Genomic DNA, 15,480 nt, shown 5'->3' on the forward strand with positions numbered 1-15,480 from the left:
TAAATTTTAGCTAGGCAAGTATCATTTCTTCGAGAGATTTACATGTCAAGTTACTAAGTAAAAGTACTATCTATTTACTTGGATAGTTCACTCGGCTAATTCAACAGTTATATTCTCTGGCCCCAAGAGAAAAGCTAATTTTTTATCTTGATACTCCAATATTCCGCTTCTTGTACTAATTCCTTGCTTCGATAAATACTCTAAAGCTTCATTCAAATTATCTACCTTTAAACACAGATGGTTATAACCGGGCCTTGCCAAGTCAATTAGTGATGGATTGGTTTTAACCACTGGATTTCGGTAGTGAAGTAGCTGTATCTCAAATTTCGGAGATGACTGCTTTAGTACCATCGTAAAGTGATCTGCTTCTACATTATCCACCTGGAGATACCGTGACGCTTTCTCGCCAGTTAGAAAATTTTTGAGTAGAAGCTCAAAACCCAGCAATTCAAAAAAACTGACACTTTCCTCTAATTTCGTAACAACTACTGTTACGTGATCTGGATGTTTAAACATGGATTGAGAGCCTTCAATCTGGATTTAAGTACAAGTTTAGATGGAATTTATTAAGTTTTTTCCAAATACAAAATATACAAATCAAATTTCTGTATTTTTAAGTAGGTTATTACTCAATATATTAGTTAATTTGTTGTTTTGTATTCCAGTTCTTCTAGAGACAATCGAAATAAATTTGTCACATTATCTTTCAAATGCTAAATATGTAGGTTTGCTTATTATTTTAACGGAGTGAACTGGTGGTCGAATATTTATCCTTAAGCAGCAATATAAAGTCCAATATAGCTAAATTATTTCTATTACTCTCAACCTCTAGCAACTTTGTTTATGCAGAGACAACTATATTTCAAGGTGACATACTTCATTTTACTTCCGACCCGGCGAAGACTAATGATGCTTATGAGTATATTGAGGATGGCGGATTAATTGTCAAAGATGGAATAATTGCCGGGATAATTTCTGAAGAAGAAATTTCGGTAAAAAAAGAGGCGCAGAGATTGTAGATTATCGCGGCAAGTTAATACTTCCCGGCTTTATCGATTCTCATATTCACTATCCACAGACGGGAATGATTGCGGCTCATGGCGAGCAATTATTAGAGTGGCTTAAAGAATACACCTTTCCAACTGAAAGGAAATTTTCCGATAAAGAACATGCAAAGGAGGTTGCAGAGTTCTTTATTAGTCAGTTACTAAAGAATGGCACAACATCAGCACTTGTATTTGGTACCGTTCACCCAGAGTCTGTAGATGCTCTCTTTGAAGTTGCTCAACGGGAGAACATGCGACTAATTGCAGGTAAGGTACTGATGGACCGCAATGCCCCAGAATACCTGCAAGATACACCCGAAAGTGCCTATTCCGATAGCAAGAAGCTGATCGAACGTTGGCATAATAAGGATCGATTGAGCTATGCCATTACTCCAAGATTTGCCCCTACAAGTACTCCTGAGCAGCTTAAGCAGGCAGCTAAGTTACTAGATGAATATCCCGATGTGTATATGCATACCCATGTTTCTGAAAATAAAGATGAAATTAATTGGGTAAAATCATTGTTCCCAGAAGCAAATAGTTATCTTGATGTTTATAACATATATGGATTACATCGCGACCACTCAGTGTTTGCTCATGGTATTTACCTGGATGACCAAGAGATGGAAAGTATGGCTTCAGTAGGTAGCGCTATAGCTTTTTGCCCAACGTCTAATCTGTTTCTAGGGAGTGGATTATTCCCGCTTAATAAAACTGAAGAAATCAATGTTAGTCTGGGCCTGGGAACCGATGTTGGGGCCGGCACCAGTTTCTCGATGTTAGAGACTATGGATGAGGCCTATAAGGTAGTTCAGCTACAGAAGTCGATTGAAGATACCAGTAGTATAAAGACACTCTCTCCACTTAAAGCTTTCTATCTTGCGACCTTAGGATCTGCACAAGCACTGGATATCGATGAAAGAGTTGGAAATTTTGAAAAAGGAAAGGAGGCAGATTTTATTGTTATTGATTTAGAGTCAACTGATTTAATGAAGTTTAGAATGAAGTCTGTAAAGACACTTGAAGAAAAGCTATTTGCTCTTCAGGTTCTTGGTGATGACAGATCTATATACAGCACTTATATAATGGGTGATAAAAAATAGTTTATCTGGAATTTGATATCGCATGACCTATTTTTCGATATTCATCTTGCACTCGATTTAAGTTATCAACCCCAAGGTAGTACTCTTCACCATCGCCAAACATACTTTCCCAAACAAAAGGATAAATAGCGATAACCTTGGGGTTTGCTATCGCAAAATTGTAGGCTTGCTTTGCCTGATTAATTAATTGTGATTCTGAAATGCTACCGAAAGCTCTATTCGATGTTTTAAATGCCCTTGGTATTAAGTAATATTCAACATCTAAATGTGATGTTTTGGCCATTAGCTTTTCTACCAGTTGTCGTTGAAAACTCTCTCCTACATAGTAATTTACAGCAAACAAATTATATTTTTTTGGGATGATTTTTTTGAAGCTTGACTTCCTAACTGTTTCATTCATAAATGTAATTGCTCTTTTTGCTTTAGGAAAGCTTTCTTTTACTAATTGAGCAATCTCTTCAAGATATAGCTTTAGCGTTTGATTAGTTAATTTTGATCGATGGAAGGGTTCATCTAATGGGTCAAACGCTATAATTATATCACTAAATGGTTCTAATCGTTTCTTTGCTAGCTCCCACCGCTCCAAATAATCAGCTCGCTTCCTATAGGTCGGATAACCATCAAAAAATATCGGAGCTATTTGTATCCATACCTTTAGTCCATGGCTCCTTGCAGCCTTCATAATATCTATTTCATTGTAATAGACGTCAACAAAAGTTGTAAATTGCGACACCTCACTGATTTCATCTATGGTCCACCCAGAGTGAAAGAACCCAAATTCTGTTAAATGCTCTGGAACTTTAATGTCATTATATATTAACGAGGGAGTAACAATATTTCCATGTAAGAAAACGTGTCTCGGATGTTTTAAATCTTCAGCTAATGTGGCTTTACTACTGGATTTTATAATACCAATGGCGTAAGAGTTTTCAGGCAAGAAAATTAGAGTAATAAAAAAGGAGATCAATACGCCAGCCACTAAACACTTCATCGTATAAAACTTCTTAAACAAAGAAATAAGTCATTTCTAGTGATTATTGTAGCAACCGCCATTATTAAGTAGTAACTTATTCAATTGTCTAAAATAGATTCATGGCAGTGAAGTTGCCAATTCATACAATTAGGTATCGGCTTTCAAGGCCGATACCTAATTGAGATATTACTGTGATATCATCAAATATTGTTTTGTTTCGACATCAAAAATAGCTACACCACGATTGGGCATCGATATATAGAGAAGATCATTAGCCTGATCCACTGCAGGCGTAAGGGCCATCTGTTCATACTCCTGCTCAAATAAACTCAAGAGCTGGATCCTATTACCCGTTTCTATGTCTACAACCAACAGCTCAACGTTAATTGGATCATCTTCATTAGCTTTATCATTATAATCCTCTACAAAAAGTCGATTATTTTTTCTATCGACCGCAATATGGGTAGGTTCGTTTAGCTCTGGTCCACTACCCACTTCATCGCTGGATACAATTCTCGCTACTTCTGTCTCTAAATCAAACTCTACGATGCCTTTAAAAAGGTCGACAATGTAGACTTTTGAAGATTCGTTATTTATTGTGGTATAAGTAGCTAATGATAAAGATCCAATATCTGGGAATGAAGTAATTGTATTTCGGTCTCCAGACTGTAAATTTACTGAGATTAACGAACTACTAGAGATAGCTAGTATCCTATCTTTCATGGTATCTACAGAGAGTCCACTTAAGCCGTTAAAATCATCTCCTGTGCCCGTACCATCACCAGACACAATAGTTCTATTTCCCGTTAAAGGGTCAATTCTAATTATCGTATCCGATTCAAGCTCTTTAACATAGATATGTCCATCACGGTTATCAATCGCCATATAGCGCAAGTACCCTTGCACTATACCCCCTCCGTTATTGGGCCCGGATATAATTTCTCGATCTCCACTTACTGGATCTATTGCTATTATTTGATGGACTTTATCAAACTCAGAGTTATAGTCTCAAGAATCTGTATAGATATCATTAAGTATAACTGTTTGTTTGCGGAATTCATCATATACTAATTCGGAAGTGGTCGAGAGTAGGGGACCTTTTCCTCTTGTTTTCTTTGATATTAGTGCTCGACTACCATCTCTTTTATTGATTAATAATGTATGCCCAGTTAAAAAAGACGAGTTCACAATTAGCGACTCACCCACGTCGATAATTCCACTTAGTGCAGTGGAAAAAATCAAATTTTCATTATCGGATTCTAATCCTGACGATATTGATTTTCGATCACCACTTACCAAGTTGATCTCAAACACCTTACTATGAATATCAGTGGTATAAGCTAAATTATTAATTAAATCGATACTCAGCCCCGCTAAGCGTATAAAATCATCTCCTGAGCCGATGTTACTTCCCGATATTTCTGTTGCAAGCCATGTGTCTGGATTTAACTCGAGTAATCCGTCATCACTTACTAGAAAAAAGCGCCCATCAACAATTTCAATTCCTCCAATAAAATTCCCTACGGATCTTCCATCTTCATAGGTAATTGAGGATATTTTTTCTCGTTCTCCAGTAGCGGGATCGACCTTAATCAGATAATTTTTGTAGTAGCTTTGAACATAGATATCTCTCGTCCCATAATCTATCGAAATATGGGATCGACGTCCAAAAGAAAGGGATTGATCCTCTGTTGCGGAAATTACCTCTATGGTATTAAATTCACGATCTACTGAGAGTAATTCATCATTTTTGATTAAATAAAAATTACCAGAACCCTGATCAAATTTAGCTCCTTGCACGTCGGATAGTTCAGAATCTACATGACGTTCCTGCATCGTCTCAAGATTTAACTCTCTGGTGGGATTAAAGGTGTAGGCCAAGTTTCTGTCGGAATCGAATGCCAACGGAGTGTAGAGTCTATAACTATAGAAATCGTCATAGCTGTTAACGCCGATTGAGGCTGCATTTGCAGACGTATTTCCATTTACATCAGTAACCTCAACATTTATTGCGGTCGTGCTACCCTCCTCAAGGGTAATTTTTGCCTGCCATGTTTCGAAATCGTTGTCCGACGACGCCTCAATCCCATTAACCCGGACACTTACAACCTTAATATTGTCACTTGCGCTACCGCGTACAGTGAGCTGCTCTTTGTCGCTCCATAGCCCGTTACTCGAAGGAAAGGTTATATTTGCGGTGGGAAATTCATTATCGATTTCCTCCTCAGTTGTTGGAGCATCATCGCTCCCTGAAGATGCCCCACCTCCACATCCGGTCAGTAAACACAGCAGGATAAGTAGTAATAAATAGTTTCTAGATGGGGTTTTCAATGTAATTACCTCTTACACGGGATGGGGTGGGCTGTACTGATGTGCTCGTAAGACGTTTTCAACTATATGGGTAAGGGCGGCTTTAGAAGTGGTATAAAAAAAGCAGCCGAAGCTGCTTTTTTGTCGCCTGGAAACAGGCCTTACGAAGGCAAGAACTGTTTACTTACCGGCCGCCTTACGAATTGCCTGCAGGGTACGCAGGCGCGCTTCGGCTTCGGCCAGCTGGGCTGAGATGCGCGCGTAGTCGACTTCAGACGGTGCCTTGTGCAGGGCGTGTTCCGCTTCTTCGCGGGCCTTCTGCGCGGCGTCTTCATCGATCTCACGTTCGGCTACATCAGCGAGGATAGTCACCATATTAGGTTGTACCTCGGCGTAGCCACCGCTGACGAACAGTACTTCCTCTTCACCACCGGGCTTGATGATGCGCACCGGACCGGCTTTCAGAGCGGTGAGCAACTGGGCGTGACCGTAGGAGAGCCCCAGCTCACCTTCGATACCGCTCACAATCACCATCTCTACCAGCCCGGAGAAGAGAGACTGCTCGGCGCTGACAATGTCACAATGTACTGTCATGGCCATAGTATATGCCTCTCTCGATTAGCCCTTGGCTTTGTTGGCTTTTTCCACAGCTTCGTCGATGGTTCCCACCATGTAGAAGGCCTGTTCCGGCATGTGGTCATATTCACCGTTCAGGATGCCCTGGAAGCCACGGATGGTTTCTTTCAGGGAAACGTATTTACCTGGTGCACCGGTGAAGATTTCCGCAACGTGGAACGGCTGGGACAGGAAGCGCTCGATCTTACGGGCGCGGGCTACGGTCTGCTTGTCTTCTTCAGACAGTTCGTCCATACCCAGGATCGCGATGATATCCTTCAGCTCTTTGTAGCGCTGCAGTACAGACTGTACGCCGCGAGCCACTTCGTAGTGCTCCTGACCAATTACCTGTGGGTCCAGCTGACGAGAGGTGGAGTCCAGCGGGTCAACAGCCGGGTAGATACCTTTAGCGGCGATATCACGGCTCAGTACTACAGTGGAGTCCAAGTGCGCGAAGGTGGTCGCCGGAGACGGGTCAGTCAAGTCATCCGCCGGTACGTATACCGCCTGGATAGAGGTGATAGAGCCAGTCTTGGTGGAGGTAATACGCTCCTGCAGAACGCCCATCTCTTCCGCCAGGGTCGGCTGGTAACCTACCGCAGAAGGCATACGGCCCAGCAGTGCGGATACTTCGGTACCGGCCAGGGTGTAGCGGTAGATGTTGTCGACGAACAGCAGTACGTCTTTGCCTTCATCACGGAATTTCTCCGCCATGGTCAGACCGGTCAGGGCTACACGCAGACGGTTGCCGGGCGGCTCATTCATCTGGCCGTAAACCATCGCCACTTTGGAGTTGGCTTTGTTTTCCAGGTCAACAACGCCGGATTCAGCCATCTCGTAGTAGAAGTCGTTACCTTCACGGGTACGCTCACCAACACCTGCGAACACGGACAGACCGGAGTGCTCGGTAGCGATGTTGTTGATCAGTTCCATCATGTTTACGGTTTTACCTACACCGGCACCACCGAACAGACCAACCTTACCACCCTTGGCGAACGGGCAAACCAGGTCGATTACCTTGATGCCGGTTTCCAGCAGCTCGGTAGAGCTGGACTGCTCTTCGTAGGTCGGTGCAGCGCGGTGGATAGAGGAGCGCTCTTTCTCACCGATAGGGCCACACTCGTCAATCGGGTTGCCGAGCACGTCCATGATGCGACCGAGGGTTTCCAGGCCAACCGGTACAGAAACCGGAGCGCCGGTATTGCGCACGGACAGACCGCGGCTGACACCTTCGGATGAACCCATGGCAATAGCGCGTACCACGCCGTCACCCAACTGCTGCTGCACTTCCATGGTGAGGTTCTTGTCCTCAACCACCAGTGCGTCGTATACATTCGGAACAGAATCGCGTGGGAATTCCACGTCGATGACCGCTCCGATCACTTGCACAATTTGCCCGTTACTCATTTCCGGATCCTCAGCTTTAAATTCTTTCTAGGCTGACCATTACTGGCAGCGGATTAAACCGCCGCCGCACCGCCGACAATTTCGGACAGTTCCTGGGTAATGGCCGCCTGGCGCGCCTTGTTGTAGACAAGCTGCAACTGATCGATCAGCTCACCGGCGTTATCGGTGGCGCTCTTCATCGCGATCATACGCGCTGCCTGTTCACAGGCTTTGTTTTCAACTACTGCCTGGTATACCTGGGACTCGATGTAGCGAGCCAGCAATCCATCCAGCAATTCAACCGGATCCGGCTCGTAGAGGTAGTCCCACTCGTGCATGAGTTTTTCATCTTCGTCCTTCGGCAGCGGCAGCAATTGCTCAACCTGCGGCTTCTGGGACATGGTGTTGATAAACTCATTGGATACCAGGAACAGGCGATCGATATCGCCTTCTGCGTAACGGTCCAGCATTACCTTAACTGAGCCAATCAGCTGGTTGGCCTGGGGCGCATCGCCCAGATCGCGTACCGCTGCGACAACCTTGCTGCCGATGGCATTAAAGAAACTGGCCGCCTTGTTACCTACCGCACAGACTTCGACGTCGACACCCTTCTCGGACCACGCCTGCATCTCGCGAATAGCGGCTTTGAACATATTGACGTTCAAGCCACCACAGAGTCCGCGGTCAGTGGATACCAGGATAAAACCGACCCGCTTGGCCTCGCGCTCTTGCAGGTAAATATGCTGGTACTCGGCCGAAGCGTTGGCGACGTGGCCGATCACTGCGCGTATGCGCTGGGCGTAGGGACGCCCCAGTGCCATGCGATCCTGAGCTCTGCGCATCTTACTGGCTGCAACCATTTCCATTGCGGCAGTAATTTTCTGCGTGCTCTTGATGCTGGCAATTTTTGTGCGTACTTCTTTTCCGCCTGCCATAGTGATTTACCTTGTTCGCTGGAAGTTAGATTCCGAAAGAGCGGACACGCCGCTCTCTCGCGCTCTCCAGGGAGTTCTTACCAGCTGCTAGTAGCGACGAACTTCTCGATAGCGGCTTTGAAAGCTGCGTCGATTTCGTCGTTGTAGTTACCAGTGCTGTTCACTTTCTCCATCAGCTCTGCGTGTTCGCTGTTCATATAAGCGAGCAGGGCGGCTTCGAAATCGAGAACCTTGGCAACTTCTACTTCTTTCAGGTAACCCTTGTCGGCGGCGTAAACGGAAACAGCCATGTCCGCAATAGACAGCGGAGAGTACTGTTTCTGCTTCATCAGCTCGGTTACGCGCTCACCGTGATCCAGCTGGGCTTTGGTAGCTTCGTCCAGGTCAGAGGCAAACTGGGAGAATGCCGCCAGTTCGCGGTACTGAGCCAGAGCGGTACGGATACCACCGGACAGCTTCTTGATCACCTTGGTCTGCGCCGCACCACCTACACGGGATACAGAGATACCCGGGTTGATCGCTGGGCGGATACCGGAGTTGAACAGATCCGTCTCGAGGAAGATCTGGCCGTCGGTAATGGAAATCACATTGGTCGGTACGAACGCGGATACGTCACCGGCCTGGGTTTCGATGATCGGCAGGGCGGTCAGAGAGCCGGTCTTGCCTTTCACTTCACCATTGGTGAACTTCTCTACGTAGTCGGCGTTAACACGCGCGGCGCGCTCCAGCAGACGGGAGTGCAAGTAGAAAACGTCACCGGGGTAGGCTTCACGTCCAGGCGGACGCTTCAGCAACAGGGAGATCTGACGGTAGGCCCAAGCCTGCTTGGTCAGGTCATCGTATACGATCAGGGCGTCTTCACCGCGGTCGCGGAAGTACTCACCCATGGTACAGCCGACGTAGGGAGCCAGGAACTGCATCGCTGCCGGATCGGCGGCGCCAGCGGCTACTACGATGGTGTGATCCATAGCGCCGTGCTCTTCGAGCTTGCGCACTACGTTGGCAATAGAGGACTGCTTCTGGCCCACGGCAACGTAGACACACTTAACGCCGGTGCCTTTCTGGTTGATGATGGCGTCGATCGCCACAGCAGTCTTACCGATCTGACGGTCACCGATGATCAGCTCGCGCTGGCCACGGCCAATCGGGATCATGGTATCAACCGCTTTCAAACCGGTTTGTACAGGCTGGTCAACGGACTGACGAGCAATAACGCCAGGCGCTACTTTTTCTACCGCGTCGGTCAGCTTGTTGTTCAGCGGGCCCTTGCCGTCAATCGGGTTACCCAGCGCGTCTACAACGCGGCCGAGCAGTTCCGGACCAACCGGGGTTTCCAGGATACGGCCGGTGCAACGGCACTTCTGGCCTTCAGCCAGCGCCTTGTAGTCGCCCAGGATTACAGCACCAACGGAGTCGCGCTCCAGGTTCAGCGCCATACCGTAAACGCCGCCTTCGAACTCGATCATCTCGCCGTACATCACATCGGCCAGGCCGTGGATGCGGATGATGCCGTCGGATACGGAAACAATGGTGCCCTCATTTTGGGCTTCAGTGCTCACATCGAGATTTTCGATGCGGCTCTTGATGATTTCACTGATCTCAGAGGGATTCAGTTGCTGCATGCTCTGTTCCTCAAGTCCCCGCCGGCTAACGCCAACGGGGAGAGTAATTTAGGAGTTCATCGCCTCGGCGAGCTTGGCCAGACGGCCGCGTACGGTACCGTCGATGACTGTATCACCGGCGCGGATGATCGCGCCGCCCAGCAGGCTCTCGTCCACCGAGCTGTGCAGATGTATTTCGCGTTCAAACTTCGCGCTGAGCTTTTGGCCCAGTGCTTGCGCCTGTGCATCGCTCAAGGCGTGCGCGGAAACAACTTCCACCTCAAGGGTGGCTTCCGCTTGCGCTTTCAGCTCTTCGAACAGTTCGGAAATTTCCGGCAGCAGCTGCAGGCGGTTGTTTTCCGCCAGCAACCGGATGAAGTTCCTTCCGTGCTCGCCGAGTTCGTCTGAACAGATCGACAGGAATTTATCTGCGCGCTCTTCACTGGTGAGCTGGGGATTATCCAGCAGCTCACGCACTTTTTCGTTCTGGCTGACCGCTGCCGCAGTGCTCAGCGCAGTGCTCCAACCACCTAAGTGGGAGGCTTCCTGCGCATAAGAGAATGCAGCTTTAGCGTAGGGCCGGGCCAGTGTGCTGAGTTCCGCCATTGGGTTCCTCGCTTACAGCTCGGCTGCCAGTTTATCGATCAGGTCGTCGTGCGCCTTAGCGTCGATATTGACCGCGAGAATCTTCTCCGCACCCAGGACAGACAGGTCTGCCACACGGCTGCGCAGTTGCTCTTTAGCGCGATTCACTTCCTGGTCGATCTCAGCTTTGGCCGCAGTTTTCAGGCGATCGCCTTCAGACTGAGCCGCTTGCTTGGCTTCATCGAGAATCTGGTTGGCGCGCTTGTTGGCACCATCAATAATCTCGTTAGCCTGATCTTTGGCTTCCTTCAACTGCTCGGCAGCTTTGCGCTTGGCCAGTTCCAGATCTTTCTGTGCGTGTTCAGCGTCAGCGAGACCATCTGCGATCTTCTGCTCACGCTCTTTCATCACGCCCAAAAGCGGCGGCCAAACAAACTTCCAGCAAAACCAGACGAAAAACAGGAAAGTAATCGACTGGCCGATTAGAGTCAGGTTGATATTCACTCCGACACCTCTTGCTCTTTAAATAGGGTTAAGGGCAATTGGAACGGCGTAATTAAACCAGACCAGGAGCTACGGCGAAGATCAGGTACATAGCGATACCAACACCGATCATCGGAACCGCGTCAAGCAGACCAGCCATCAGGAACATCTTGCCCTGCAGAGCCGGAGCCTGTTCAGGCTGACGAGCGGAACCTTCCAGCAGCTTGCCACCCAGAGTACCGAAACCGATTGCGGTGCCCAGGGCGCCCAGACCGATCAGCAGTGCACTTGCGATGTAAACCAGACCTAATGCTTCCATTGTGTTCTCCAAATCAAAGTTAAAGAGTTGTTGTAAAGGTCGAAAAAAGGGTTAAAAACTTATTGATCGTGCTCGTGCTCATCGTCGCGATGGTGTGCCATCGCCATGTACACGGTGCTCAATACCATAAATACGAACGCCTGCAGCACGATTACCAGTACGTGGAAGATCGCCCAGCCCATGTGCAGGAGGCCCGCACCAATAAAGCCGAGAACGCCAACGCCAAAGACAATTGCGATCAGGATAAAGATCATTTCACCGGCGTAGAGGTTTCCGAACAGACGCAGGCCCAGGGAGATCGGCTTGGCGATCAGGGATACTGCTTCCAGCAGGAAGTTCACCGGGATCAGCAGGATGTCAAAGAACAACTTGCCGGTATGGAAAGGGTGCAGAGTCAGCTCTTTAAGGAAGCCGATGGCACCTTTTTCGCGAATACTGAAGAAAATCATCAGCGCAAACACCGCCAGGGCCATACCCAGAGTGGCGTTCGGGTCGGTGGTTGGGACCACTTTAAAGAAGAGGTGATCGTTGCCGGAGATCTTGGCGGCAGCCATCGGCAGCCAGTCCACCGGTACCAGGTCCATCAGGTTCATCAGGAACACCCACACAAAGATGGTCAGAGCCATCGGGGCAACCATAGTGTTGCGGTGGGGGAAGGTTTCCTTAACCAGCTTGTCGATAAAGTCGGTAACCAGCTCCACAAAGCTCTGGAAGCCTGTGGGCTTGTCCACACTGGCCTTCTTGGCTGCGCGGGCAAACAGGAAGCAAAAAATCAGACCGAGGCCGATAGACCAGCCCAGGGTATCTACGTGCAGGGCCCAAAAGCCCATATCCGCAGCTTCCTGGGAGGAATGCGCCATAGTCCAAGTAGACTCATTCAGCACAGTACCGTCGGCGCGGGTATACCCGGCCGGCAGCTTGCCATAAGTCATGTTTTGCAGGTGGTGTTGGATATACCCCGTCGCGGTTTGAGCTTCGCCTGCCATAGTTCCTCAACAATCGTAAAAGTAAGAATTCTTTTTTCTTATCCACCGGCTAGCGGACCATGCGCGCTACCAAGATCCACTGCACGATTACACAGAGGACGTAGCTGATAAAAAGCGCCGCGGCATTCAGTGGCTTGACGGTGGCAAACACCGCTGCAAAACCTGCCATGGTCAATATAAATTTGCCGGTTTCCGCGCGGTAGAAATTGCCTACCACGCGATGGGCCGCGCGCGCACCGCTATCGCGAAAGGCGCGCCTGCCAAAATATGCTCCGGGCAGTGCACACAGGGCACCGCCGATAAATACGGAGAGCGCAGTCACCGGTTTACCGCTCAAGTGCAGTGCCGCACTGGCCACCGATATCAGCAGAAGCTGTACCGCGGCTATTCGTAATACCGGGGGTTTTGTCATAGACGGGATAAGCCGACTTTTTTTGCGCTGTCCGCCCAAAATTTGGGCGTGCGAATTATGCGGCAACAGCATCGCCGATTCAACCGGCAAATGTCGTCAACTTATTTGATTTTCAGGAGGTTTTGCACGGAATTACTCGCCGCAGTGAGTATTTGCCAACAGTTATTGCGCGCGCCACTAGGACGCGCATTTCCCTGTGGCCTCAGTCCTCGGCGTAACCCAGGTGGGCCAGGATTCCATCCAGCTCTTCCAGAGTGGTGTATTTGAGTACCAGGCGGCCATTGCCTTTATCGTTGTGATCGATAGATACGGGCACTCCGACTTTTTCTGCCAGGCGCTCAGTCAGGCGACGGATATTGGGGTCGAGCTTCGGTTTTTCCGGTGCGGGGGCAGCCGGCTGTTGTAAACGGCGCACCAGCGCCTCTGTCTGGCGCACGGTAAGGCTGCGCTCGACCACTTGGCGCGCAGCAGAGCGCTGGGTGGCACCGGATAGACCGAGCAGGGCTTTGGCGTGCCCCAACTCCAGATCGCCACGCTCCAGGAAAGTCCGTACCTCTTCACTCAGACTCAACAGTCGCAAAAGGTTGGTTACTGCGGTACGGGATTTGCCCACCGCATCGGCCACTTCCTGCTGGGTCAGCTTGAACTCATCCTGTAAACGCTTGAGGGCTACAGCTTCCTCTACCGGATTCAGGTCTTCACGCTGGATATTTTCAATCAGCGCCATAGCGATGGCAGCTTCATCGGAAACGCTGCGCACCAGTGCCGGCACTTTCTCCAGTCCCGCCAATTGGGCCGCGCGCCAGCGCCGTTCACCGGCGATGATTTCATAGCTCTGCTCACCGATACCGCGCACGACGATCGGCTGCATAATGCCCTGGGCGCGTATCGAGTCCGCCAGCTCCTGCAAGGATTCCTGTGGAAAATCCCGGCGTGGCTGGTAGCGGCCGCGCTGCAAAAACTCTATCGGCAACTCCTTCAGCTCACCGTCGACCACGGCGGTTTCGGTTTCAGCTTCACCGGTAGCCTCGGCGATCGCGGTGCTGTTTTTATTGCTGATCAGGTGGGATAAACCCCGGCCCAGTCCTTTGCGTTTGGCGGCCATAGTAATTACCCCTTATACGGCTTCCGCCACAGGGCGGCTTTTCTTATTGGAAGATTGATTGGCGGGATGGCGGCGATTGATTTCGCAAGCCAGTGCCAGATAGGCAATAGCCCCTTTCGAATGGCGGTCGTAATCCAGCGCCGGCTTGCCGAAGCTGGGAGCCTCTGCCAAACGGACATTGCGCGGGATACAGGTTCGATACAGGCGATCGCCGAAAAACTCCTGCAACTGCGCCGACACTTCGCTGGTGAGGCTGTTGCGCGGATCGTACATGGTGCGCAAGATACCCTCGATTTTCAGGTCCGGATTGGCGGCCTGCTGGATCTGGGTGATGGTGTCCACCAGTGCTGACAACCCCTCCAGGGCATAGTATTCACACTGCATGGGAATCAATACGCCGTGAGCTGCACAGAGGGCGTTTACGGTCAGCATATTCAACGATGGCGGACAGTCGATAATCACGTAGTCGTAACGATTACTCACCGCAGCCAGGGCGCGGCGCAGGCGGGATTCGCGGCCCTCCAGATTCAGCAACTCCACCTCTGCCGCAGACAGGTCACCGTTGCCCGGGATCAAATCAAAACCGCTCTCTGTGGATACAATGGCCTGCTCAACGGGTAATTCAGCGGCCAGCACATCGTAACCGGACACCTCAAGGTCACTTTTATCCACACCGCTGCCCATGGTGGCATTGCCCTGGGGGTCCAGATCGATCAGCAATACGCGCCGCTTGTTGGCAACCAAAGATGCGGCCAGGTTGACGCAGGTAGTGGTCTTGCCAACCCCGCCTTTCTGGTTGGCCACAGCAAATATCTTGCTCAAGATTCTTGTCCTTTGTTGTTTCCGGGTGCGTTTGCCCCGACGCCGGCTCGGCTTCGGGCGGCAGCTGTTGTGCCCCACGATAGGGGAGCAGGATTGGGCGGGCGACAAACCCGCCAAACTATCATCTTACTCTGTGCGACAGAGCTGAATCATATGTCGCTCACCGTCGCAGCCGGGCACCGACAACCGGTGCACCTGCTCGACCTTAATGCCTTTTGGCAGAGCGCTCAACTCATCCTCAGGCAGCTTGCCCTTCATGGCATAAAAACGACCCCAGGGTGCCAACATGTGCTCACTGCCATTGACCATATCTTCGATGGAGGCAAAGGCGCGGGACACCACACCGGCAAAAGGCTGTTCTGGCACAAAGGCTTCTACCCGCTCATTGACTACCGTGATATTGGGCAGGGGCAGGGTGCTGGCGACTTGGAACAGGAAGCGGGTCTTCTTGCCATTGCTGTCGAGCAGGGTGATGGCGCGCTCCGGATGCACAATTGCCAGGGGAATCCCTGGCAGGCCGCCACCGCTACCCACATCGATTAAAGAACCTTCGCCACAGAGATTTACCACACTGAGGCTGTCGATAATATGGCGCTCCAGCATCTGCTCCGGGTCGCGTATGGCGGACAGGTTGTAGGCACTGTTCCAGCGGGCGAAAAGCGCCAGGTATTCCAGTAGCTGATCCTGCTGCCGGTCACTGAGTACCACCGACATCTGTGCCGCCGCCTCTAACAGGCGCGGACGAAACTGTTCCATTGAGTGAGAAATGGGTCTATCCCCCAGTAGTCCCGCGAAATTC

General features: G+C 49.7%; 18 protein-coding genes. 2 read left to right on the forward strand and 16 right to left on the reverse strand.

From position 1 onward, the window contains the following. Positions 1–87: 87 nt before the first annotated feature. Entirely contained in the window at positions 88–516 is a 429-nt protein-coding gene (locus QT397_03100; GenBank protein WNZ56367.1) for a VOC family protein, read from the reverse strand. Positions 517–755: 239 nt separating this feature from the next. On the opposite strand from QT397_03100, the gene QT397_03105 reads away from it, so the two are divergent. Together QT397_03105 and guaD are read left to right on the forward strand one after the other, a co-directional pair. Further along, on the forward strand, positions 756–1,019 hold the full coding sequence (locus QT397_03105) for a hypothetical protein (GenBank protein WNZ56368.1): 264 nt from the start codon (positions 756–758) through the stop codon (positions 1,017–1,019). Positions 1,020–1,051: 32 nt separating this feature from the next. Beyond that, the gene (gene guaD / locus QT397_03110; GenBank protein WNZ58611.1) at positions 1,052–2,149 is read left to right on the forward strand and encodes a guanine deaminase; all 1,098 of its coding nucleotides are present in this window, start codon (positions 1,052–1,054) and stop codon (positions 2,147–2,149) included. A 1-nt stretch (position 2,150) separates the two neighbouring features. Here guaD and QT397_03115 read toward each other — a convergent pair whose 3' ends face one another. The 15 genes from QT397_03115 to rsmG all read right to left on the reverse strand — a co-directional run bounded on the left by QT397_03115 (position 2,151) and on the right by rsmG (position 15,437). After that, positions 2,151–3,128, reverse strand: a complete 978-nt coding sequence (locus QT397_03115; GenBank protein WNZ56369.1) for a hypothetical protein — start codon at positions 3,126–3,128, stop codon at positions 2,151–2,153. A gap of 180 nt (positions 3,129–3,308) precedes the next feature. Further along, on the reverse strand, positions 3,309–4,007 hold the full coding sequence (locus QT397_03120) for a hypothetical protein (protein ID WNZ56370.1): 699 nt from the start codon (positions 4,005–4,007) through the stop codon (positions 3,309–3,311). Positions 4,008–4,130: 123 nt separating this feature from the next. Continuing rightward, positions 4,131–5,453 carry a hypothetical protein gene (locus QT397_03125; GenBank protein ID WNZ56371.1) on the reverse strand — a complete coding sequence of 441 codons (1,323 nt, stop codon included), beginning with the start codon at positions 5,451–5,453 and terminating at the stop codon, positions 4,131–4,133. A gap of 159 nt (positions 5,454–5,612) precedes the next feature. Continuing rightward, positions 5,613–6,032, reverse strand: a complete 420-nt coding sequence (locus QT397_03130; protein ID WNZ56372.1) for a F0F1 ATP synthase subunit epsilon — start codon at positions 6,030–6,032, stop codon at positions 5,613–5,615. Between the two features lie 18 nt (positions 6,033–6,050). Then, a complete protein-coding gene (gene atpD / locus QT397_03135; GenBank protein ID WNZ56373.1) occupies positions 6,051–7,454 on the reverse strand; it encodes a F0F1 ATP synthase subunit beta in 1,404 nt (467 codons plus the stop codon). Positions 7,455–7,507: 53 nt separating this feature from the next. Further along, positions 7,508–8,368 (reverse strand): F0F1 ATP synthase subunit gamma, encoded by an 861-nt coding sequence (gene atpG / locus QT397_03140; protein ID WNZ56374.1) that lies wholly within the window; start codon positions 8,366–8,368, stop codon positions 7,508–7,510. Between the two features lie 77 nt (positions 8,369–8,445). Further along, a complete protein-coding gene (gene atpA / locus QT397_03145; protein WNZ56375.1) occupies positions 8,446–9,990 on the reverse strand; it encodes a F0F1 ATP synthase subunit alpha in 1,545 nt (514 codons plus the stop codon). Positions 9,991–10,038: 48 nt separating this feature from the next. Then, positions 10,039–10,575 carry a F0F1 ATP synthase subunit delta gene (locus QT397_03150; GenBank protein WNZ56376.1) on the reverse strand — a complete coding sequence of 179 codons (537 nt, stop codon included), beginning with the start codon at positions 10,573–10,575 and terminating at the stop codon, positions 10,039–10,041. Between the two features lie 12 nt (positions 10,576–10,587). Next, positions 10,588–11,058, reverse strand: a complete 471-nt coding sequence (locus QT397_03155) for a F0F1 ATP synthase subunit B (protein WNZ56377.1) — start codon at positions 11,056–11,058, stop codon at positions 10,588–10,590. A gap of 52 nt (positions 11,059–11,110) precedes the next feature. Then, positions 11,111–11,356 carry a F0F1 ATP synthase subunit C gene (gene atpE / locus QT397_03160; protein WNZ56378.1) on the reverse strand — a complete coding sequence of 82 codons (246 nt, stop codon included), beginning with the start codon at positions 11,354–11,356 and terminating at the stop codon, positions 11,111–11,113. A gap of 59 nt (positions 11,357–11,415) precedes the next feature. Beyond that, the gene (atpB, locus tag QT397_03165) at positions 11,416–12,342 is read right to left on the reverse strand and encodes a F0F1 ATP synthase subunit A (protein ID WNZ56379.1); all 927 of its coding nucleotides are present in this window, start codon (positions 12,340–12,342) and stop codon (positions 11,416–11,418) included. Positions 12,343–12,391: 49 nt separating this feature from the next. Next, the gene (locus tag QT397_03170; protein ID WNZ56380.1) at positions 12,392–12,754 is read right to left on the reverse strand and encodes an ATP synthase subunit I; all 363 of its coding nucleotides are present in this window, start codon (positions 12,752–12,754) and stop codon (positions 12,392–12,394) included. A 202-nt stretch (positions 12,755–12,956) separates the two neighbouring features. Further along, positions 12,957–13,859 carry a ParB/RepB/Spo0J family partition protein gene (locus QT397_03175; protein WNZ56381.1) on the reverse strand — a complete coding sequence of 301 codons (903 nt, stop codon included), beginning with the start codon at positions 13,857–13,859 and terminating at the stop codon, positions 12,957–12,959. A gap of 12 nt (positions 13,860–13,871) precedes the next feature. Then, positions 13,872–14,681 carry a ParA family protein gene (locus tag QT397_03180; GenBank protein ID WNZ56382.1) on the reverse strand — a complete coding sequence of 270 codons (810 nt, stop codon included), beginning with the start codon at positions 14,679–14,681 and terminating at the stop codon, positions 13,872–13,874. 126 nt (positions 14,682–14,807) lie between these two features. Beyond that, complete coding sequence (gene rsmG, locus QT397_03185) at positions 14,808–15,437, reverse strand: 16S rRNA (guanine(527)-N(7))-methyltransferase RsmG (protein WNZ56383.1); 630 nt, start codon at positions 15,435–15,437, stop codon at positions 14,808–14,810. Positions 15,438–15,480: the final 43 nt, after the last annotated feature.

This window comes from Microbulbifer sp. MKSA007 (assembly GCA_032615215.1).
Lineage (GTDB): Bacteria > Pseudomonadota > Gammaproteobacteria > Pseudomonadales > Cellvibrionaceae > Microbulbifer.